This window comes from Candidatus Pseudomonas auctus (assembly GCF_048654275.1).
GTDB lineage: Bacteria > Pseudomonadota > Gammaproteobacteria > Pseudomonadales > Pseudomonadaceae > Aquipseudomonas > Aquipseudomonas pharyngis.
In genome coordinates this window covers 173,122-193,475 of sequence record NZ_JBJYZK010000004.1, presented here as the reverse complement: position 1 = coordinate 193,475, position 20,354 = coordinate 173,122, and the positions used below count along the sequence as shown (strand labels likewise).

The 20,354-nt window shown below is 61.8% G+C and carries 12 protein-coding genes; 6 read left to right on the top strand and 6 right to left on the bottom strand.

The features are described from left to right. Positions 1 to 214 precede the first annotated feature (214 nt). Together smc and ACKUG4_RS09935 are read right to left on the bottom strand one after the other, a co-directional pair. Entirely contained in the window at positions 215 to 3,703 is a 3,489-nt protein-coding gene (gene smc, locus ACKUG4_RS09940) for a chromosome segregation protein SMC (RefSeq protein WP_445433903.1), read from the bottom strand. Positions 3,704 to 3,705: 2 nt separating this feature from the next. Then, positions 3,706 to 4,365 carry a GntR family transcriptional regulator gene (locus tag ACKUG4_RS09935; RefSeq protein WP_445433902.1) on the bottom strand — a complete coding sequence of 220 codons (660 nt, stop codon included), beginning with the start codon at positions 4,363 to 4,365 and terminating at the stop codon, positions 3,706 to 3,708. Between the two features lie 266 nt (positions 4,366 to 4,631). Between ACKUG4_RS09935 and xdhA the strand changes: the two genes are divergently transcribed. The 4 genes from xdhA to guaD all read left to right on the top strand — a co-directional run bounded on the left by xdhA (position 4,632) and on the right by guaD (position 10,771). Further along, positions 4,632 to 6,086, top strand: coding sequence for a xanthine dehydrogenase small subunit (xdhA, locus tag ACKUG4_RS09930; RefSeq protein ID WP_085609029.1), 1,455 nt, complete (start codon positions 4,632 to 4,634; stop codon positions 6,084 to 6,086). Continuing rightward, positions 6,079 to 8,478: a xanthine dehydrogenase molybdopterin binding subunit gene (xdhB, locus tag ACKUG4_RS09925; RefSeq protein ID WP_236189452.1), complete on the top strand. Its 2,400-nt coding sequence runs from the start codon at positions 6,079 to 6,081 to the stop codon at positions 8,476 to 8,478. Before xdhA ends, xdhB begins: the two co-directional genes overlap by 8 nt. A 117-nt stretch (positions 8,479 to 8,595) precedes the next feature. Further along, the gene (xdhC, locus tag ACKUG4_RS09920; protein ID WP_039770016.1) at positions 8,596 to 9,453 is read left to right on the top strand and encodes a xanthine dehydrogenase accessory protein XdhC; all 858 of its coding nucleotides are present in this window, start codon (positions 8,596 to 8,598) and stop codon (positions 9,451 to 9,453) included. A gap of 13 nt (positions 9,454 to 9,466) precedes the next feature. Then, positions 9,467 to 10,771, top strand: coding sequence for a guanine deaminase (gene guaD, locus ACKUG4_RS09915; protein WP_127797412.1), 1,305 nt, complete (start codon positions 9,467 to 9,469; stop codon positions 10,769 to 10,771). A gap of 157 nt (positions 10,772 to 10,928) precedes the next feature. Here the strand turns inward: guaD and ACKUG4_RS09910 are convergent, their stop codons facing one another. Next, on the bottom strand, positions 10,929 to 11,693 hold the full coding sequence (locus ACKUG4_RS09910) for a GntR family transcriptional regulator (protein ID WP_007952027.1): 765 nt from the start codon (positions 11,691 to 11,693) through the stop codon (positions 10,929 to 10,931). A 224-nt stretch (positions 11,694 to 11,917) separates the two neighbouring features. Between ACKUG4_RS09910 and ACKUG4_RS09905 the strand changes: the two genes are divergently transcribed. Beyond that, positions 11,918 to 13,108: a benzoate/H(+) symporter BenE family transporter gene (locus ACKUG4_RS09905; protein WP_039770013.1), complete on the top strand. Its 1,191-nt coding sequence runs from the start codon at positions 11,918 to 11,920 to the stop codon at positions 13,106 to 13,108. A gap of 54 nt (positions 13,109 to 13,162) precedes the next feature. Here the strand turns inward: ACKUG4_RS09905 and ACKUG4_RS09900 are convergent, their stop codons facing one another. Further along, entirely contained in the window at positions 13,163 to 13,507 is a 345-nt protein-coding gene (locus ACKUG4_RS09900) for a YggL family protein (RefSeq protein WP_039770011.1), read from the bottom strand. 234 nt (positions 13,508 to 13,741) lie between these two features. On the opposite strand from ACKUG4_RS09900, the gene dacB reads away from it, so the two are divergent. Continuing rightward, on the top strand, positions 13,742 to 15,202 hold the full coding sequence (dacB, locus tag ACKUG4_RS09895; RefSeq protein WP_445433901.1) for a D-alanyl-D-alanine carboxypeptidase/D-alanyl-D-alanine endopeptidase: 1,461 nt from the start codon (positions 13,742 to 13,744) through the stop codon (positions 15,200 to 15,202). Between the two features lie 121 nt (positions 15,203 to 15,323). Here dacB and ACKUG4_RS09890 read toward each other — a convergent pair whose 3' ends face one another. Both ACKUG4_RS09890 and rlmKL read right to left on the bottom strand, forming a co-directional pair. Next, positions 15,324 to 17,708, bottom strand: coding sequence for a sensor domain-containing diguanylate cyclase (locus ACKUG4_RS09890; protein ID WP_445433900.1), 2,385 nt, complete (start codon positions 17,706 to 17,708; stop codon positions 15,324 to 15,326). A gap of 146 nt (positions 17,709 to 17,854) precedes the next feature. Next, positions 17,855 to 20,125 carry a bifunctional 23S rRNA (guanine(2069)-N(7))-methyltransferase RlmK/23S rRNA (guanine(2445)-N(2))-methyltransferase RlmL gene (gene rlmKL, locus ACKUG4_RS09885; protein WP_445433899.1) on the bottom strand — a complete coding sequence of 757 codons (2,271 nt, stop codon included), beginning with the start codon at positions 20,123 to 20,125 and terminating at the stop codon, positions 17,855 to 17,857. Positions 20,126 to 20,354: the final 229 nt, after the last annotated feature.

Sequence of the window (20,354 nt, the reverse complement as noted above, 5' to 3'; positions counted from 1 at the left end):
ACACTGTGCAAACCGCTTTAAAACGTGGCGCCAACTCTATGTTCTGACAGGCGTTTTGCCCACGTATACGAAAAATTGACATTAAACTAGCACGACCAAAGACAACTTTACACCGTCTGTCTCATTGGCTTGCGCGATTATGTCGATTGGCCAGCAAGTCGAAGCCGGTAAATATGTCCTACAGACTACAGATACCCTTTCCGACAGCGCCGGCTCAGGCATCCACCATCGCCATCGCCTCCTCGACATCCACGGCTACCAGTCGCGAACAACCCGGCTCGTGCATCGTCACCCCCATCAACTGGTCAGCCATTTCCATGGCGATCTTGTTGTGGGTGATATAGATGAACTGCACGGTCTGCGACATCTCTTTGACCAATCGTGCGTAGCGTCCAACGTTAGCGTCATCCAGTGGTGCGTCAACTTCATCGAGCATGCAGAACGGCGCCGGATTCAATTTGAAGATCGCAAAAACCAGTGCCAGTGCCGTCAGGGCTTTCTCGCCGCCGGAGAGCAAATGGATGGTGCTGTTCTTCTTCCCGGGCGGCTGCGCCATGATCGTCACCCCTGTATCGAGTAGATCTTCGCCCGTCAGTTCCAAATACGCCCGCCCGCCACCGAAAACTTTTGGAAAAAGTGCCTGTAAACCGCCATTGATCTGATCAAAGGTATCTTTGAAACGGTTACGGGTTTCCTTGTCGATCTTGCGGATGACGTTTTCCAGGGTCTCCAGTGCTTCGACCAGATCGGCGTCCTGGGCGTCCAGATAACGTTTACGCTCGGATTGTTGCTGGTATTCGTCGATCGCCGCGAGGTTGATCGCGCCCAGGCGCTGAATGCGCGCGGCGATGCGTTCAAGTTCTTCTTCGGCAGCCTTCTCGCTGGCCTCGGCAGTCAGAGTATTGAGCACGCCGTGCAGATCGTAGCCGTCTTCCAGCAGTTGATCCTGCAGAGCCTTGCGGCGCACGGTCAGGGCCTGCCATTCCATGCGTTGCTGTTCGAGCTGGCCACGGATCAATTGCGATTGCTGCTCGGCCTGGGTCCGGCGTTTTTCCGCGTCGCGCAGTTCGCGGTCAGCGTCTTCCAGAGCGATCTGGGCGGTCTTGAGTTCGTCGTCGACGCTCATGCGCTTGTCGAGCAATTCTTCGAGTTTGAGGCGCAACTCTTCCAGCGGCGCCTCGCCCTCCTCCAGATTCAGGCTGAGCTGTTCACGTTTTTCGGTGAGACGCTCGGCCTGCATTTCCAGACGCTCAAGGGCCTGGCGAGTCGAATCATGCTGGGCCCGCAACGAGCCGAGGCGCACGGCCAATTGATGCGCGTGGTCCTTGTGCTGACGGGCTTCCTGACGCACCCGATCCAGACGTTCGCGCAGACTGTCGCGCTGGGCCAGCAGCAATTCGCGCTGCTCGGTGTCGAGGGCCATGGCGTCGAGGGCGTCCTGCAACTGGATCCGCGCTTCGCCGATGTTTTCGTGTTCCAGTTCGCGCTGTTCAGCGAGCTCTACCAGTTCTTCATCGAGGCGGGTGCGACGCAGGTTCAACTGCTCGGCCTTGGCTTTGCCGGCGGACAACTGGGCTTTCAACTCGCCTTGCTGACGGGCTTCGTCTTGCAGCAAACGACGCAGATGTTCGCGACCGTTTTCCTGCTGACGCTGTTGCGCGCGCAGGGTTTGCAGACGGGTTTCCATGGCCTCGACCGTGGCTTCACGCTCTTCGCGTTCCGCATGCAGCGATTCGATTTCCTGACCGCGCGCAAGCATGCCGCTTTCGGCTTCGCTGGCGCGGCGCACCCGCAGGAAATGCCGGCCGACCCAGTAACCGTCGCGGCTGATCAGGCTCTGCCCGGCAGTCAGTTGGCCACGCAGAGCCAGCGCCTGTTCAAGGCTGTCGACCGGCTTGACCTGAGCGAGCCACGGCGACAGATCAACCTGCGCCTCGACCTTGTCCAGCAGGCTGCCGGCCACGCGCACGCCGTCATTGCCGGGGCTGAGCAAACGCAAATCGCCTTGGGCAAAACCGGACAGATCGAAGCCGTCGAAATCATCCACCAGCACCGCTTGCAGGTCGGCGCCGAGCACGGTTTCCACCGCCAGCTCCCAACCGGCCTCGACCTTCAGGCCTTCGGCCAGACGCGGGCGTTCGGCGAGGTTGTGTTCTTTCAGCCATTCGGCGGTGCCGGTGCCCGGATCGAGCGCGGCCTGCTGCAAGGCTTCGAGTGACGCAAGGCGACCATTGAGGCGCTGCAAATCGCCCTGCGCCTGTTGCTGCGCGGTCAGCGCCTGCTGCAGTTCCTGCCGCAGTTGCTCAAGTTTTTCGACCTGGGCTTCTTCGCTGGTCTGCAAATCTTCAAGGGTGGCTTCGGACTCGGCGAGCTGTTCGCTGAGCTCCATGATCGCCGCGTCTTCCGGATCGGCCGACAGCAGCGCGCGCTCTTCGCCCAGACGCTTTTGCCGATCGGCCAGACGCTCCATGCTGGTTTCCAGCTGCTGGATGCGCGACTGCTGCACTTCGGCCTGACGACGGGGTTCGGCGGCAGTCAGGTTGAAGGCGTCCCACTGCTCCTGCCAGCCGTGCATCACGGTTTCGGAATCTTCCAGCGCAGCGGCGGCTTCTTCAGCGGCAGCGTTGGTGATTTCCTGCTCGGGGGTCAGTTGATCGAGCTCTTCGCCAAGGGTCAGCAGCAAGGTGCGGTCGTGGCCCAGGTGCGATTCGGTTTCGAGGCGTGCGCGCTCGGCTTCTTTCAGATCGTCCTGCAATTGGCGCAAGCGTTGCTGACCGTGCTGGATGCTCTGCTCGACCCGGGCGATGTCGCCGCCGACCGAATAGAAGCGCCCCTGCACCAGATTGAAGCGCTCGGACAGGTCATGGTGACCGTCGCGCAGGCGTTCAATGGCGGCGTCGGCGTTGCGCTGCTCGGCAACCAGCGCTTCGAAGCTGATTTCCTGGCTGCCGATGATCGATTCACGCTGGCTGACCTGATCGTTCAGATCCTGCCAGCGCAGGGCCGACAGTTGGGCCTTGAGCTGGCGCTCTTCAGCCTTGTATTCCTGATACTTCTTGGCGGCCTCGGCCTGACGGTGCAGGCGTTCGAGCTGGCGCTCGAGCTCTTCGCGCAGGTCGGTCAGACGGGCCAGGTTTTCGTGGGTGCGACGGATGCGGTTTTCGGTCTCGCGTCGGCGCTCCTTGTACTTGGAGATGCCGGCGGCTTCTTCGATGAAGTTACGCAGGTCTTCCGGTTTGGACTCGATCAGCTTGGAGATCATCCCCTGCTCGATGATCGAGTAACTGCGCGGGCCGAGGCCGGTGCCGAGGAAAATGTCGGTGATGTCGCGACGACGGCATTTGGCGCCGTTGAGGTAATAAGTCGTCTGGCTGTCGCGGGTCACTTTGCGGCGGATCGAAATTTCCGCGTAGGCCGCCCACTCGCCCAGCAGCGTGCCGTCGGAGTTGTCGAACACCAGCTCGATGCTCGCCTGGCTCACCGGTTTGCGGCTGGTCGAGCCATTGAAGATGACGTCGGTCATCGACTCGCCGCGCAGGTTCTTGGCCGAGCTCTCGCCCATCACCCAGCGCACGGCGTCGATGATGTTCGACTTGCCGCAACCGTTCGGCCCGACGACCGCCGCCATGTTGCTGGGGAAGTTCACCGTGGTCGGGTCGACGAAGGATTTGAACCCCGCCAGCTTGATGCACTTGAGCCGCAAGGTCAGGCAACCGTCAGGGCGGACACCACCAGATCGCAGCTGCGCTGGGCGTAAGCCGTCAGCACGATGCGGATCTGCGGCAGGTCACGGGCGAGGACGGCGGCGAGCAGGCGTTCGAACAGGTCGAGGAACTCGCTCATCTCGGCCTTGCGCTGCTCCAGCGCGAGGAAGTACGCACGGCTCATGGCCGGTTGCAGGTTCTCGACCGTTTCTTGCAGGTACGGGTTGTTGGCGAAGGGATACGCGGCGCGCATGACGTTGAAGCTGTCGTCGACGAAGGTGCGGATGTCCTGACGCTCGTAGCTGGCGGTCAGGCGCTGCTGGATCTGCACGAACGGCGCCATGTCGGCCTGGGTCTGCCAGCCATAGGCCACTGCGTTGCCGAGCAGGATGTACAGCTCGCTCATCAGCGTGCACAGGCTCTGCACCTTGTGCGCCGTCAGTTCGGTGACGTGGGCACCGCGGCGCGGCAGGATCGCGATCAGGTGACGGCGCTCGAGGATCAGCAAGGCTTCGCGGACCGAACCGCGGCTGACGTTCAGCGCCAGCGTGACCTTCTGTTCCTGGATGCGCTCTCCCGGCTTCATTTCGCCGCGAATGATCCGTTCGGCGAGGTGGTGAGCGATTTGCTCGGCGAGGCTGTCCGGCGCCTTGAACGTCATGGTTGTCCTTCAAACTCTTCGATCTGCACAAGCGGCGCAGTGTAGCGCAATGCGCGGTCATGGCGGAGTGCCCGCACAGCGGTTTTTGGCACGAATCCCGCAAAAAAGCGCTTGATCCAATGAGGGTCAATACTGAAGAGACACGAGGTTGAGCGACAAAACGGTTTTTCCTGACCTTTAAGTCAGAAAACCATTGACCGAAAAGTCAGACCTGCTAAATTCGGCTCAAGTCGCTCAACAACAATAATGAGTCTGCGAGGCCTTCCGTGATCCAGTTTTTACTTAACCAGGAACTCCGTAGCGAGCACGCCCTGGACCCGAACCTGACTGTGCTCAACTACCTGCGCGAACACGTGGGCAAATCCGGCACCAAAGAAGGCTGCGCCAGCGGTGACTGCGGCGCCTGTACGGTGGTGGTCGGCGAGTTGCAGACGGATGACGATGGCCGCGAGCACATTCGCTATCGCAGCCTCAACTCGTGCCTGACGTTCGTTTCGTCGCTGCACGGCAAGCAATTGATCAGCGTCGAAGACCTCAAGCACAAGGGCGAACTGCACAGCGTGCAGAAAGCCATGGTCGAGTGCCACGGTTCGCAGTGCGGTTTCTGCACCCCCGGTTTCGTGATGTCGCTGTTCGCCCTGCAAAAGAACAGCGATGCACCGGATCAGGCCAAGGCCCACGAAGCGCTGGCCGGCAACCTCTGCCGCTGCACCGGCTACCGGCCGATCCTGGCCGCCGCCGAACAATCCTGCTGCGGCAAGCAACCGGACCAGTTCGACGCCCGCGAAGCGGAAACCATCTCCCGCCTCAAAGCCATTGCCCCGACGTCGATCGGCGAACTCAACAGCGGCGACAAACGCTGCCTGGTGCCGCTGACCGTGGCCGATCTGGCCGATCTCTACGACGCTTATCCACAGGCCCGCCTGCTGGCCGGCGGCACCGATCTGGCGCTGGAAGTCACTCAGTTCCACCGCACGCTGCCGGTGATGATCTACGTCGGCAACGTCGCCGAAATGAAGCGCATCGAGCACTTCGAGGATCGCATCGAAATCGGCGCCGCCACCGCCCTCTCCGACTGCTACGAAGCGTTGAACGCCGAGTACCCCGACTTCGGCGAACTGCTGCACCGCTTCGCCTCCCTGCAGATCCGCAACCAGGGCACTTTGGGCGGCAACATCGGCAACGCCTCGCCGATTGGTGACTCACCGCCTCTGCTGATCGCCCTCGGCGCGCAGATCGTGCTGTGCAAGGGTGAGACCCGCCGCACGCTGGCACTTGAAGATTACTTCATCGATTACCGGGTTACCGCGCGCCAGGAAAGCGAGTTCATCGAAAAGATCATCGTCCCACGCGCCACGGCCGAGCAGCGTTTCCGCGCCTACAAAGTCTCCAAGCGTCTGGACGATGACATTTCTGCCGTCTGCGCCGCCTTCAATCTGCGGGTCGAGAACGGCGTGATCACCGACGCCCGCGTCGCCTTCGGTGGCATGGCCGCGATCCCGAAACGCGCCGCTCATTGCGAAGCCGTGCTGCTCGGTCAGCCGTTCAACAATGCCGTCGTCGAACGTGCCTGCACCGCGCTGGGCGAGGATTTCACCCCGCTCTCGGACTTCCGCGCCAGCAAGGAATACCGCCTGCTCAGCGCGCAGAACCTGCTGCGCAAATACTTCATCGAACTGCAAACACCGCACATCGAGACTCGGGTGACCGCTTATGTCTAACCATCACGGCGTAGAGAAAACTCAAGCTGAACTGGCTGAATTGTTCGCCAAGGACCTGACCACCGGCGTCGGCCGCAGCGTCAAGCACGACAGCGCCGCCAAGCATGTGTCCGGTGAAGCGCAATACATCGATGACCGTCTGGAATTCCCCAACCAGTTGCACGTTTACGCACGGCTGTCGGATCGCGCCCACGCGAAAATCATCAGCATCGACACCCAGCCCTGCTACGCCTTCGAAGGCGTGCGCATCGCCATTACCCACGAAGACGTGCCGGGCCTGAAAGACATCGGCCCGCTGCTGCCGGGTGATCCGCTGCTGGCCATCGATGACGTGCAGTTCGTCGGTCAACCAGTGCTGGCCGTGGCCGCCAAGGATCTGGAAACCGCACGCAAGGCCGCCATGGCCGCAATCATCGAATACGAAGATCTGGAGCCGGTGCTGGACGTGGTCGAAGCCCTGCGCAAACGCCACTTCGTGCTCGACAGCCACACCCATCAGCGCGGCGATTCGACCACGGCGCTGGCCACGGCCGAACATCGCATTCAAGGCACACTGCACATCGGCGGCCAGGAACACTTCTATCTGGAGACCCAGATCTCCTCGGTGATGCCGACTGAAGACGGCGGCATGATCGTTTACTGCTCGACGCAGAACCCCACCGAAGTGCAGAAACTGGTGGCCGAAGTTCTCGACGTTTCGATGAACAAGATCGTGGTCGACATGCGCCGCATGGGCGGTGGTTTCGGCGGCAAGGAAACCCAGGCCGCGAGCCCGGCCTGCCTGTGCGCAGTGATCGCGCACCTCACCGGTCAGCCGACCAAGATGCGCCTGCCGCGTGTCGAAGACATGCTGATGACCGGCAAGCGTCACCCGTTCTACGTCGAGTACGACGTCGGCTTCGACAGCACCGGGCGCCTGCACGGCATCGCGATGGATCTGGCCGGTAACTGCGGCTGCTCGCCTGACCTGTCGGCCTCGATTGTCGACCGGGCGATGTTCCATTCGGACAACTCGTATTACCTGGGCGATGCGACCATCAACGGTCACCGCTGCAAGACCAACACCGCGTCGAACACCGCGTACCGTGGTTTCGGCGGCCCGCAAGGGATGGTCGCGATCGAAGAAGTGATGGACGCCATCGCCCGTCATTTGAACCTCGATCCGCTGGCCGTGCGCAAGGCCAACTACTACGGCAAGACCGAGCGCAACGTCACCCATTACTACCAGACCGTCGAGCACAACATGCTCGAAGAGATGACCGCCGAGCTGGAAGAAAGCAGCCAGTACGCCGAGCGCCGCGAAGCGATCCGTCGCTACAACGCCAACAGCCCGATCCTGAAAAAAGGCCTGGCGCTGACCCCGGTGAAATTCGGCATTTCCTTCACTGCCAGCTTCCTCAACCAGGCAGGCGCCTTGGTACACGTCTACACCGACGGCAGCATCCACCTGAACCACGGCGGCACGGAAATGGGCCAGGGCCTGAACACCAAAGTCGCGCAGGTCGTGGCCGAAGTGTTCCAGGTGGAAATGGACCGCGTGCAGATCACCGCGACCAACACCGACAAAGTGCCGAACACCTCGCCGACCGCGGCATCCAGTGGCGCCGACCTGAACGGCAAAGCGGCGCAGAACGCTGCCGAGACAATCAAGCGGCGTCTGGTCGAATTCGCCGCGCGGCACTACAAGGTCAGCGAAGAAGACGTGGAATTCCATAACGGCCACGTACGGGTGCGTGACCACATCCTGACCTTCGAAGCGCTGATCCAGCTGGCGTATTTCAATCAGGTGTCGCTGTCGAGCACCGGGTTCTACAAGACCCCGAAAATCTACTACGACCGCAGCCAGGCCCGTGGCCGGCCGTTCTACTACTTCGCCTTCGGCGCGGCGTGCTGCGAAGTGATCGTCGACACCCTGACCGGTGAGTACAAGATGCTGCGCACCGACATCCTCCACGACGTCGGCGCCTCGCTGAACCCGGCCATCGACATCGGCCAGGTCGAGGGCGGCTTCGTCCAGGGCATGGGCTGGCTGACCATGGAAGAACTGGTGTGGAACAACAAGGGCAAGCTGATGACCAACGGCCCGGCCAGTTACAAGATCCCGGCCGTGGCGGACATGCCGCTGGACCTGCGGGTGAAGCTGGTGGAAAACCGCAAGAACCCGGAAGACACGGTGTTCCACTCCAAGGCTGTGGGTGAACCGCCGTTCATGCTCGGCATCGCCGCGTGGTGCGCGATCAAGGACGCGGTGGCCAGCCTCGGCGACTACAAGCATCAACCGAAGATCGACGCACCGGCGACCCCGGAGCGGGTGTTGTGGGGCTGCGAGCAGATGCGCCAGCTCAAGGCGGTGAAAGCCGTCGAAGCTGAAACCGAGCTGGCTCCGCTCTAGGACCGAGGTGCGGCCTTCGCGAGCAGGCTCGCTCCCACATTTGGAATGCATTCCCTTGTGGGAGCGAGCTTGCTCGCGAAGAGGCCCGAACAGACAACGACAGATGTCGAGGTGAACATGTACAACTGGATCGACGCCCTCGCCGACCTGCAGAACCAGGGCGAACCCTGCGTTCTGGTGACGATCATCGAAGAACTCGGCTCGACGCCGCGCAATGCCGGCTCGAAGATGGTCGTCAGCGCCCGCCAGACCTTCGACACCATTGGTGGCGGGCACCTGGAATACAAAGCCATGCAGATCGCCCGCGAGATGCTCGCCAGCGGCAGGCAGGACACCCATCTGGAGCGCTTCAGTCTCGGTGCCAGCCTCGGCCAGTGCTGCGGCGGCGCGACAGTGCTGTTGTTCGAGCCAATGGGCCAGGTGCAGGCGCAGATCGCCGTGTTCGGCGCCGGCCATGTCGGTCGCGCGCTGGTGCCGCTGCTCGCCAGCCTGCCCTGCCGGGTGCGCTGGATCGATTCCCGGGAAGAGGAATTTCCCGAACAGATTCCCCACGGCGTGCGCAAAATCGTCGCCGAGGAACCGGTGGATGAAATCGACGACCTGCCAGCCGGCAGCTACTGCATCGTCATGACCCACAATCATCAGCTGGATCTGGAGCTCACCGCCGCGATCCTCAAGCGCAACGACTTCACCTGGTTCGGCCTGATCGGCTCGAAGACCAAACGCGCCAAGTTCGAACACCGCCTGCGTGACCGTGGCTTCGACGCCAGCGTCGTGCAACGCATGCGCTGCCCGATGGGCATCGGCGAAGTCAAAGGCAAGTTGCCTGTGGAAATCGCCATCTCCATCGCCGGCGAAATCATCGCCACCTATAACGCCAATTTCGGCCAGCACACCGCCAGTGCCGAACCGATTGCCAAACTGCTGCCGGTTTCGCGCCGCAGTCAGGCCGCCACACTCAAAGCCTCAAACTGATTAGAGAACCCTCATGCCTCTGACTCGCAAAGCCTACCGCGCCGCCATCCTGCACAGCATCGCCGACCCCGCCGAGGTCGGCATCGAAGCCTCCTACGAGTATTTCGAGGACGGCCTGCTGGTGGTCGATGACGGCAAGATCAGCGCCCTCGGCCACGCCAGTGAACTGCTGCCGACGCTGCCGGCGGACATCGAGATCACCCATCACAAGGATGCGCTGATCACCCCGGGCTTCATCGACACCCACATCCACCTGCCGCAGACCGGCATGGTCGGCGCCTATGGCGAGCAACTGCTGGACTGGCTGAACACCTACACCTTCCCGTGCGAAAGCCAGTTCGCCGACAAGGCCCACGCCGATGAAGTGGCGGATATTTTCATCAAGGAACTGTTGCGCAACGGCACCACCACCGCGCTGGTGTTCGGCAGCGTGCACCCGCAATCGGTGAACTCGTTCTTCGAAGCGGCCGAGAAGCTGGACCTGCGGATGATCGCCGGCAAGGTGATGATGGACCGCAACGCGCCGGACTACCTGACCGACACCCCGGAATCGAGCTACGTCGACAGCAAGGCGCTGATCGAGCGCTGGCACGGCAAGGGTCGTCTGCATTACGCCGTAACCCCGCGCTTCGCCCCGACCAGCACCCCGGAACAGCTGACCCTCGCTGGGCAGCTGCTCAGTGAATACCCGGATCTGTACATGCAGACCCACATCAGCGAAAACCTCAAGGAAGTCGAGTGGGTCAAGGAGCTGTTCCCGGAGCGCAAGGGCTATCTGGACGTCTACGACCACTATCAATTGCTCGGCGAGCGTTCGGTGTTCGCCCATGGCGTGCACCTGTGCGATGACGAATGCGCGCGCCTGGCGCAGACCGGTTCGGCGGTCGCGTTCTGCCCGACCTCGAACTTCTTCCTCGGCAGCGGCCTGTTCAACCTGCCGATGGCCGAGAAGCACAAGCTGAACGTCGGCCTCGGTACTGACGTCGGCGGCGGCACCAGTTTCTCGCTGCTGCAAACCCTGAACGAAGCCTACAAGGTGATGCAGCTGCAAGGTGCGCGCCTGAGCCCGTTCAAGTCGCTGTACCTCGCCACCCTCGGCGGAGCGCGGGCGCTGCGTCTGGAAGACAGGATCGGCAACCTGCAACCGGGCTCCGACGCCGACTTCCTGGTGCTGGACTACAACGCTACGCCGCTGCTGAGCTACCGCCTGAAGCAGGCCAACAATATTGCCGAGACGCTGTTCGTACTGATGACCCTGGGCGATGACCGCACCGTGGCCCAGACCTATGCGGCGGGTGCGCTGGTACACCAGCGCTGAGTTTTCCCCAAGGCAAAAAAATCCCCCGAGAGCGTTCAGCTCCGGGGGATTTTTATTGCCTGTCAGGACATCTTCGCGAGCAAGCCCGCTCCCACAGGAGGAATACATTTCAAATGTGGGAGCGGGCTTGCTCGCGAATGCCGCGACAGGGTGCCGGTCAGAGCTTGACCGCCGGCCGCCCCGGCTTCTTGGTCTGCAACAGGTGCGAGAACACTGCATGCAGATCGTCGGACGCGCTTTCCTCGTCGAGGTTGAGCTTGCTGTCGATGTGATCCATGTGATGCATCATCAGATCCACCGCCAGCTCGCCATTGCGCGCTTCGATGGCGTCGATCAACTGGGTGTGCTCGTCGTAGGAGCAGTGCGAGCGGTTGCCGCTTTCATACTGGGCAATGATCAGCGACGTTTGCGAAACCAGGCTGCGCTGGAAGCTGATCAATGGCGCGTTCTTCGCCGCTTCCGCCAGTTTCAGGTGGAATTCGCCGGAGAGACGGATGCCGGCGCCGCGATCGCCACGGGAGAAGCTGTCGCGTTCGTCGTTGACCATCTGGCGCAGTTCGGCGATCTGCTCGGCGGTGGCGTGCTGAACCGCCAGCTCGGTGATCGCGCGCTCCACCAGACGTCGGGCGAGGAACACCTGACGCGCTTCTTCAACGCTCGGGCTGGCGACGACTGCGCCACGGTTCGGCCGCAACAGCACCACGCCTTCATGGGCCAGACGCGAGAGCGCGCGGCGAATGATGGTGCGGCTGACCCCGAAAATTTCCCCCAGCGCTTCTTCGCTCAACTTTGTGCCGGGCGCCAGGCGCTGTTCGAGGATGGCCTCGAAGATATGCGCATAGACAATATCGTCCTGGGTTCCGCTGCGGCCGGCTTTGCCTGCTCGCGGTTGTTTCTTGAGGGGTTGCAACTGTTCGTTCATGGGCACTCGAGTCGGGAAGAACGGCGGCGAATTGACCGTGACTGTAATACGGCACAGTGGGTCGCTGGCAAGTATCGCGTAAAAAACAGCGCGATTGTACACAATGGAAGGTGGCAACACGACTGTACGGCTGTTTGCGACTTCGGCTGTATTGCAACGCTCCGTTACGTTTGAGTTTAGGCTTAAACCCGAAATCCGTGGCTTGAACAAGGAATGCCGCTGTCATGAACGAAATTACCCACACCCGACTGCGCCCGCTGGCGGACACATCGCCCTCCGCCATCGTCGCCGGGTTCATCGCGATGATGACCGGCTACACCAGTTCGCTGGTGCTGATGTTCCAGGCCGGGCAGGCGGCGGGCCTGACCAGCGGGCAGATTTCCTCGTGGATCTGGGCGATCTCCATCGGCATGGCGGTGTGTTCGATCGGTCTGTCCCTGCGCTATCGCACGCCGATCACCATCGCCTGGTCAACGCCCGGCGCGGCGCTGTTGATCACCAGCCTCGGCGGCGTCACCTACGGCGAAGCCATCGGCGCCTACATCACCTGCGCGGTACTGGTGACGATCTGCGGCCTGACCGGCAGCTTCGAACGGCTGGTGAAAAAGATCCCGGCCTCCCTCGCCGCCGCGCTGCTGGCGGGGATCCTGTTCAAGATCGGCAGTGAAATCTTCGTCGCCGCACAGCACCGCACCGGCCTGGTGCTGGGGATGTTCTTCACGTATCTCATCGTCAAACGCCTGTCGCCGCGTTATGCGGTGCTCGCCGCGCTGCTGATCGGCACCGCGCTGTCGGGCTTCATGGGGTTACTGGACTTCAGCGGCTTTCATCTGGAAGTGGCGACACCGGTCTGGACCACGCCGCACTTTTCCCTCGCGGCGACCATCAGCATCGGCATTCCGCTGTTTGTCGTAGCGATGACCTCGCAAAACATGCCCGGCATCGCCGTGCTGCGGGCCGATGGTTACAACGTCCCGGCCTCGCCGCTGATCACCGCCACCGGCATCGCGTCGTTGCTACTGGCTCCGTTTGGTTCCCACGGCATCAATCTGGCGGCCATCAGCGCGGCGATCTGCACCGGGCCGCATGCCCATGAAGATCGCAACAAACGCTACACCGCTGCGGTGTGGTGCGGGATTTTCTACGGGATTGCCGGAGTGTTCGGCGCCACGCTGGCAGCGCTGTTTGCCGCGCTGCCGAAGGAACTGGTGCTGTCGATTGCCGCACTGGCGCTGTTCGGTTCGATCATCAACGGCTTGAGCATCGCCATGACCGAGGTGAAGGAACGGGAAGCGGCGCTGATCACGTTCATGGTCACGGCGTCGGGGCTGACGCTGTTTTCCATCGGTTCGGCGTTCTGGGGGATTGTCGCGGGGGTGCTGACCTTGCTGATCCTCAACTGGCGCAAGGCCTGAATAAAAAGCAGGCATAAAAAAACGGCGACCCTCAGGTCGCCGTTTTTTTCAGTATCACTTGGCCGCGTTGATCGGCTTTTCCGGATACCAGACGTCCAGCAGCGGGCTGATTTCAGTAGAAGTCAGCTCGGAGCGGGTTTTCAGCCAAGCTTCAACAGCAGCGCGCTGCTCTTCGGTGACCGAACCACGCTTCTGCAGGCAAACCAGACCGAAGTCGTCGCCGCCGACATAGCCCAGACCGTTGGCTTCCATGGCTTCTTTGATGAATGCTTCGAGGAAAGCGTCAATGGCTTCTTCGGACAGGTCTTCTTTGAAGCCCAGGTTCAGTTCGAAACCCAGCTCTTGAAATTCATCGACGCACAGTTTTTTGCGCAGACGCTGGGAACGGTTAGTCGCCATTGGAACAATCCTCTTAAGTAATAACGGCCGGCACTTTACCAGTTTAAGCCGGCGATTGCCCGACTCTCTGGGACGTGCGTGCGACCGCCTGTAAAAAAATAACGAATTGGCGCCCTTGCGAAAGGCACAAGCTGTAACAGCTTGGGGCATAATGCCGACACTTTCATGACCACTGAGGACCTTTTCATCCATGTCCTCGTCTTTTTTCCCCTCGGCTGTAGGGTTTTATTTCATATGATCAAATCGTTGCGTCCTCTGCTCCTGGCCGGTCTTCTTCTGCCGCTGGCCTTGCCCGTCTCCGCTGCCACCATCAACACCGCCCTGACCCCCAACGTCGAAAAAGCCCTCAAGGCCAGCAAGCTGCAGCCCACCGCCCTGTCGCTGGTGATGGTGCCGCTGGACGGTCCGGGCACGCCGACCGTGTACAACGCCGACGTGTCGGTCAACCCGGCTTCGACCATGAAGCTGGTCACCACTTACGCGGCACTGGAAATGCTCGGCCCCAACCATCAGTGGAAAACCGAGTTCTACACCGACGGCGACCTGAACGGCGGGATCCTCAACGGCAACCTCTACCTCAAAGGTGGTGGCGATCCGAAGCTGAACATGGAAAAACTCTGGCTGCTGATGCGCGACCTGCGTGCCAACGGCGTGACCCAGGTCACCGGTGATCTGGTGCTCGATCGCAGCTTCTTCGTGCAGCCGCAACTGCCGGAATTCAACGATGACGGCAACGACGAGAACAAGCCGTTCCTGGTCAAGCCGGATTCGCTGCTGGTCAACCTCAAGGCCCTGCGTTTCGTGGCTCGCAATGACAACGGCCGGGTATTGATCTCGGTCGAGCCGCCGATTGCCAGCATCAACATCGAAAACACCGTCAAAGCGCTCAACTCCAAACAATGCACCGGCGGCGTGCGCTACAACCCGGTGCCGCAGGCCGATGGCAGCGTGACCGTAACCGTGGCCGGCCAGTTGGGCGAAGGCTGCAGCTCGCAGACTTATCTGTCGCTGCTCGACCACGCGACCTATACCGCCGGCGCCGTGCGGGCGATCTGGAAGGAACTGGGTGGCAGCATCCAGGGCCAGGATCGTCTGGCCCCGACCCCGAGCAGCGCCAAAGTACTGGCCCGTGCGTTCTCGCCGGATCTGGCGGAAATCATCCGTGACATCAACAAATACAGTAACAACACCATGGCTCAGCAACTGTTCCTGAGCCTGGGCCAGAAATTCCGCAACGACGCCGACGGCGATGACGCCAAAGCCGCGCAACGTGTGGTCCGTCAGTGGCTGGCGAAGAAAGGCATCACCGCGCCGCATCTGGTGATGGAAAACGGTTCAGGTCTGTCGCGCTCCGAGCGGGTCAGCGCTCGGGAAATGGCCAACATGCTGCAAGCGGCCTGGCACAGCCCTTACGCCGCCGAGTACATCAGCTCGCTGCCGATTGCCGGCACCGACGGCACCATGCGCAAACGCCTGAAGACCACCGCGATGCGCGGCGAAGCCCACGTCAAGACCGGCACCCTGAACACCGTACGGGCAATCGCCGGCTTCAGCCGCGACGTCAACGGCAACACTTGGGCGGTGGTGGCGATCCTCAACGACAAGGCCCCGTTCGGCGCGTCGTCGGTGCTGGATCAGGTGCTGCTGGATCTCTATAAACAGCCGCGGACGCCGCAGACCGCTTCGGTTCTATAACCCTGTAAATGATTGTTCCCACGTCGAGGCGTCGAACCGTCCGCGTGGGAATACAGCCCGTGACGCTCTGCGTCCCTAGAGGCGTTCCCACGCAGAGCGTGGGAACGATCATTCGAATGGCTCAGTTCATCTGCCGCTCAACCCGATCCCGCCCACCCTGCTTCGCCGCATACACCCCCGAATCCGCCCGCAGCAACAGCGCATCCGCGCCCTCCCCCGGTCGCCAGCTGGCAATCCCGAAACTGGCCGTCACCACCCCCACCACGTCGATCGGCGCACTGCGCAGGCTGTGCCATAACTCCTCGGCCAGCATGTGGGCGTGATCACCATCGATGTCCGGGCACAGCACCATGAACTCTTCGCCGCCCAACCGGCAGAACACGTCGGTACGCCGCAGCCGGTGACCGATGCGCTCGCAGACCGCTTGCAACACGCGGTCGCCCACCGCGTGACCGTACTGATCGTTGATCCGTTTGAAGTGGTCGATGTCGAGCATGATCACTGACAACTCGCCACCGCCACGCTCGACCCGCGCCATCTCGGTGGTCAGGCGCTCCTGGAAATAGCGCCGGTTGTGAATGCCGGTCAGGGAATCGGTCACCGACAGCGCGCGCAATTCTTCTTCCACCCGTTTCAGGTCGGAAATATCCGAAATATAGCCGTGCCAGAGCACGCCGCCGCCCGGCAATTCCTCCGGCGTCGCCTCGCCGCGAACCCAGCGCAGGCCGCGCCCGGGTAATTGCACGCGGTATTCCTCGCGCCACGGGCTGAGATTGTCCGCCGAAGCGCGGATCGACTTGCGCACGCGGCTGACATCCTGCGGGTGGATGCGGGTGAAGATCGCTTCGGCGTTGAGCAGCAGCACATCCGGCTCCAGCTCGTAGATTTCGCGGATGCCGTCGCTGGCGTAAATCACGCTGAAGCGCCCGTCGAACTCCATCTTGAATTGATAGATCCCGCCGGGCACGTGGGCGCTGAGCTTTTTCAACAGCACGTCCCGTGCGGCCAGCGCTTCGTGCACGCGCTTGCGCTCGGTGATGTCGATGCAGATCGCCAAGTGCCCGACCCACAGCCCCTGCTCGTCCAGCACCGGTGTGGCCAGCATGTTCACTGGAATGTGGCTGCCGTCCTTGCGCACCAGCGTCCACTCGCGCGCCTCGTGCCCGCCGACTTCGCCACCCTCCACCAGCATCGCCTGGCAGGTCGGAATGGTTTTGCCATAGCGGGCGCTGAGCTCCGCCGCGCGAGCCACCAGCTCCCGGGGAAAGTGCAGGTTTTCCAGGGTCATGTGGCCGACCACTTCGTTGCTGTGATAACCGAGCATCTGCTCGGCACCGGGGTTGAACGTGTTGATCACGCCGCGCAGGTCGGTGGCGATGATTGCCACTTGGGTCGCCGCGTTGAGTACCCCGCGCAACTGGCCGTGGGTGCCGCGCAGTTCCTGTTCGCGTTCATGCAGTTCTTGAGTACGCAACTCGACCATGCGCAACGCGCGCTGGCGCTGACTGACCAGTACATAAAGCAGCGCGCTCAACAGCAGGCTGAGCAATCCGCCCAGCACCACCACGCTGCCCACCGCCGAATGGTTGGCCTGCATGAACGCTTCGCTGGGCAGAATATCCACCTGATAGTCGTGATCGGCCATGCGCACCAACCGCGTAGCCGACAGATCGCTCGGCACCGGTTCATTGGTCGACTCGAACAACACTTCATGCTGATCGTTGGTGGACAGATCGAGGATGCGCACCGACAGATAGTCATGAAGTGCATCCGGCAAGCCGTCTGCCAGCAGCTGACGCATGCTGATGACAGCCATCACATAGCCATATGATCTGGACTCCCCTTTGCGCAGCAGCGGTGCCACCAACAAGACGCCGCGTGCGTAAGCCGGCTCGATACCGACCAGATGCATCGGCTGCGACACCGCCAAACCGCGTAGCTGGTCGGCACGTTCAAGGGTCGAGCGGCGCAATGGCTGGGCCAGCAAGTCGTAACCCAGCGGCGCGCCAAGCCGGCTCTGGGTCTGGCTGAACAACACCACTACGTATTCATCGCGGGCCGAGGCCAGTTGCAGTTCGCCACGCGCATTGAGTTCGCGCACGCTGAAGGTGCTCAGGCCTTCATCTCGCGTCCGCTGTTCGAAAGCTGCACGCTCGGCACCCCTCACCCGCAGGGCAAACGAGTAGGCCTGGGTACGCAGTAATAAAGGGTGGGTGTAGCCGTCGAATTCGGCGCGGGACACCGATTCGGAGTTGGCGAAGAACCGGCGCAGCCCGTCGAGGCGTTGCTCCTGATCCTGAAAACGTTCTTCGATGCGGCTGTAGCGCTCGTTGGCCAGCAGTTGAAAGCGCTGGCGCAGCTGGCTATGAAATTGATTGAGGGTGCCCCAGGCGAGCAGCCCCGTGAGAATCCCGCCGGCGAGCAATACCAGCACCGCGACCAGCCAGGCCGAGACTTCTTCGCTGATAAAACCCAATATCTTCGGGCGCACGGGGTGCAACGACATAAAAGCCACTCACTACGTCAGCATCTGCGGGAAAAACCCCATCGGCCGTGTGTGAATTATAGCTATTAGCCACTAATTTGGCTAGTTCTGAACGGATCCAAGAGCCTTTAAAAATCAAGGCTCTGTGGATCCAATGTTGCAGAGCGTCAACGAGCCGTGATTTTCCAGGCGCGGTGGATCTTGCCGTTGCGGGCGAAATCCGGGTCGATGGTGCTGGCGGTGATTTCCTCGACCGCGTAACGCTCGGCCAGGTTGTCTTCGAGCTGGAACTTGCGGAAGTTGTTGGAGAAATACAACACCCCGCCCGCTGCCAGACGCGCCATGGCCAGGTCGATCAACTGCACCTGATCACGCTGCACGTCGAAGATGCCTTCCATGCGCTTGGAGTTGGAGAAGGTCGGCGGATCGATGAAGATCAGGTCGTACTCTTCACGGCAGTTCTCAAGCCACGCCATCACATCGCCCTGCTCCAGACGGTTCTTGTCGGAGAAACCGTTGAGCGACAGGTTGCGGCGCGCCCAGTCGAGGTAGGTTTTCGACAGGTCGACACTGGTGGTGCTGCGCGCGCCGCCCTTGGCTGCGTGCACGCTGGCGGTCGCGGTGTAGCAGAACAGGTTGAGGAAGCGCTTGCCGGCCGCCTCTTTCTGGATCCGCATGCGCATTGGGCGGTGATCGAGGAACAGCCCGGTGTCGAGGTAGTCGGTGAGGTTGACCAGCAACTTGACGCCGCCTTCGGTCACTTCATTGAACTTGCCCTGAGCCGCCTGACGCTCGTACTGCTTGGTGCCGCTCTGACGCTCGCGGCGCTTGACCACCACGCGGCTCTTGTCGATGTTCAGCGCCTGCGGGATGGCCGCCAGCGCATCGAACATGCGGATCGAGGCCTTTTCCGGGTCGATCGACTTCGGCGCGGCATATTCCTGAACGTGCACCCAGTCGTGGTACAGGTCGATGGCCATGGCGTATTCCGGCATGTCCGCATCGTAGACGCGGTAGCAGTCGATGCCTTCCCGCTTGACCCACTTGCCCATGGCCTTGAGGTTCTTCTGCAGGCGGTTGGCAAACATCTGCCCGCCTTCGCTCAGGCGCGGTTGCTCGATCACTGGCGCCGGGGCGGGCGTCGGTTTGATCGGGTTGCCGTTCTTGTTGAACTTGCGCTCTTGCGGCTCGTTCGGCGTCTGGTCGTAAGCGGCTTGCTCACGCTCGGCCTGACGCTGTTCCGGGGTGCGGCGCTCGCCGGTGACGAACTGATCCGGCAGGACTTTGATCAACAGCAGCTTGCACGGCAGCGCGCCGTTCCAGAACGAATACTGTTTGTGGCTGCGGATGCCCATGCGCTTGCCCAGGTCCGGCGCGCCGGTGAACACCGCCGCTTCCCAGTTCAGGCAGGCCTGACGCAGACGCTCGCCGAGGTTCTGGTAGAGGTACAACAGGCTGGCTTCATCACCCAGACGCTCGCCGTACGGCGGGTTGCAGATGACCAGACCTTTCTGGTTCTGGTCCGGACGCGGTTCGAACGTCGCGACTTCGCCCTGATAGATCTTGATCCACTCGCTCAGGCCGGCGCGTTCGACGTTGTTGCGGCCCGGCTGAATCAGCCGGGGGTCGGCTTCATAACCACGAATCCACAGCGGCGGCTTGGCCAGACCGGCAGCGGCGCGCTCGACCGCTTCTTCATGCAGTTTTTTCCACAGCGCCGGCACGTGACCGAGCCAGGCGGTAAAGCCCCACTGTTCGCGACGCAGGTTCGGCGCCATATCGGCGGCGATCATGCCGGCTTCGACCAGGAACGTACCGACACCGCACATCGGGTCAGCCAGCGCGCCACCTTCGGCGGCAATGCGCGGCCAGCCGGAACGGATCAGGATGGCGGCTGCGAGGTTTTCCTTCAGCGGCGCGGCGCCCTGCTGCAAGCGATAGCCGCGCTGGTGCAGGCTGTGGCCGGAAAGGTCGAGGGACAGAATCGCTTCGCCGCGATCCAGGCGCAGGTGAATGCGCAGGTCCGGGTTGAGCTTGTCGATGCTTGGGCGGTCGCCCTGCGGGGTGCGCAGTTTGTCGACGATGGCGTCCTTGACCTTCAGGGCGCCAAAGTGGGTGTTGTCGATGCCCGACCCGTGGCCGCTGAATTCCACGGCCAGTGTGCCGTCGGCCAGCATGTGATCCTGCCAGTCGACGTCGAGTACGCCGTGGTACAGGTCTTCGGCGTTTTTCATCGGGAAGCGCTTAAGGACAAGTAGCACCCGGTTGGCCAGACGCGACCAGAGGCACAGGCGATAAGCGGCTTCCATGGTCGCCATGCCACGCACGGCGGAGGTGTGTTCGCGGGCCTCTTCAAGGCCAAGCCCGACGGCTTCCTCGATGAGCAGGCCTTCAAGGCCTTTGGGGCAAGTGAGGAAGAGTTCGAAACGGTCGGACATGGTTTTTCCAGAGCCTTTGGCTGATGAACCGGCAACGCATTGCCGATCCGGTTTTCAATCAGGCGCTTTTCTACAAGAGCGCCCGCGTGGCACGAAGGTGTGCCGTTCCATCCCCGCTGCTCGGGTTAAAGGAGCTTAGATGCCGGGACAGATAAAAAAGTTGAAGCAACAAAATGACTCAAAGCAACCCTTCGTCGAATAGTAGCCCAGCGTAAACGTGGGTCATTCT